This is a genomic window from Streptomyces sp. NPDC055506, assembly GCF_053643595.1.
The window spans coordinates 1-1,282 of sequence record NZ_JBSHKH010000294.1 but is presented as its reverse complement, the minus strand read 5'-3'; the positions used below and the strand labels follow the sequence as shown (position 1 = coordinate 1,282).

The following is a 1,282-nucleotide window of genomic DNA, read 5'->3' as shown; positions in this document are numbered from 1 at the left end:
ACCAGTGACCTCTTCGGTGTGAACGAAGCGCTCTCCCACTGAGCTAATCGCCCGGACGCAGGAAGAACATTACCCCATGTCAGGGGGTGCCTGTGACCAGCGCAAGACCGACCCCGGCACCCCCACGCGACTCACTGGTCCTTGATCTTCCACGGCATGACTATGCCGAACTTCCACAAGTAGATACCGACCAGTACGCCCACGACCACCAGCCCGATGGTCGTCAGGATGATGTTCCGGCGCCGCACCTTGGGGTCGAGGGCACGCTGCGCCGCCTCGGTGACCTTCCGCTTGGTCCAGCGGAGCACCAGCTGCGCCCACACGAACTCGGTCGCCCAGATCGCCATGCCACCGAAGATCACGACCCAACCCGGCCCCGGCAGGGGCAGCATGATGATGCCGGCCACCACGACCGCGAGCCCGATGATGAAAACCCCGACCTGCCAGCTCACGTGCAGCGCTCGGCGCGCTTTGATGAATTCCGGTGCCCGCGAGCCAAGCCCCCGCTCTTGCTCGCTGTGCACCTCGTCCATCCCCGTCTCGTCCGACGCCACGGCCACCTCGCCCGGCTCGTTACTCCCCGTATTCATACGGCCAAACACTACCCGAGCGAAACCAGTCACCGGAATGGACGCACGACGCGAACGATCTCTCGGCCGGAAGAGTTACGTAAAGGCACGCAAAACACTCAGAGGGGTTTACAACGGCACCGTAGGTGGCATGTCGATTTCGCCGACGTGCGAATCCCCGAGCGCACACTGAGCGAAAGGCCCTGGCGCTTATGAACACCACGGTCAGCTGCGAGCTGCACCTGCGCCTCGTTGTGTCGAGCGAGTCCTCCCTGCCTGTCCCCGCAGGCCTGCGGTACGACACGGCCGACCCCTACGCCGTGCACGCCACCTTCCACACCGGAGCCGAGGAGACCGTCGAGTGGGTGTTCGCCCGCGACCTCCTCGCCGAGGGACTTCACCGCCCTACCGGCACCGGCGACGTCCGCGTCTGGCCGTCGCGCAGTCACGGCCAGGGTGTCGTGTGCATCGCCCTGAGCTCACCGGAGGGCGAGGCCCTGCTCGAGGCCCCGGCACGGGCCCTGGAGTCCTTCCTGAAGCGGACCGACGCCGCCGTGCCGCCCGGCACGGAGCACCGGCACTTCGACCTCGATCAGGAGCTCTCGCACATCCTGGCGGAAAGCTAGGGCGAGGCCCTCACAAAGCCGCCCGGCGCCGTCGACTCGGGGAGACGGCTCGGGCTTGGACAACCGCATACGGGATACACCGGCGCC

At 66.5% G+C, this 1,282-nt stretch carries 2 protein-coding genes; one reads left to right on the top strand and one right to left on the bottom strand.

Features of this window, described 5'->3' with window-relative positions; all coding sequences use genetic code 11:
- Nucleotides 1–131: 131 nt before the first annotated feature.
- A complete protein-coding gene (locus ACWIF2_RS40735) occupies nucleotides 132–590 on the bottom strand; it encodes a TIGR02611 family protein (protein WP_454366748.1) in 459 nt (152 codons plus the stop codon).
- Between the two features lie 191 nt (nucleotides 591–781).
- Here ACWIF2_RS40735 and ACWIF2_RS40730 point away from each other — a divergent pair, with 191 nt between their 5' ends.
- Nucleotides 782–1,195: an SsgA family sporulation/cell division regulator gene (locus tag ACWIF2_RS40730; RefSeq protein ID WP_004002642.1), complete on the top strand. Its 414-nt coding sequence runs from the start codon at nucleotides 782–784 to the stop codon at nucleotides 1,193–1,195.
- Nucleotides 1,196–1,282: the final 87 nt, after the last annotated feature.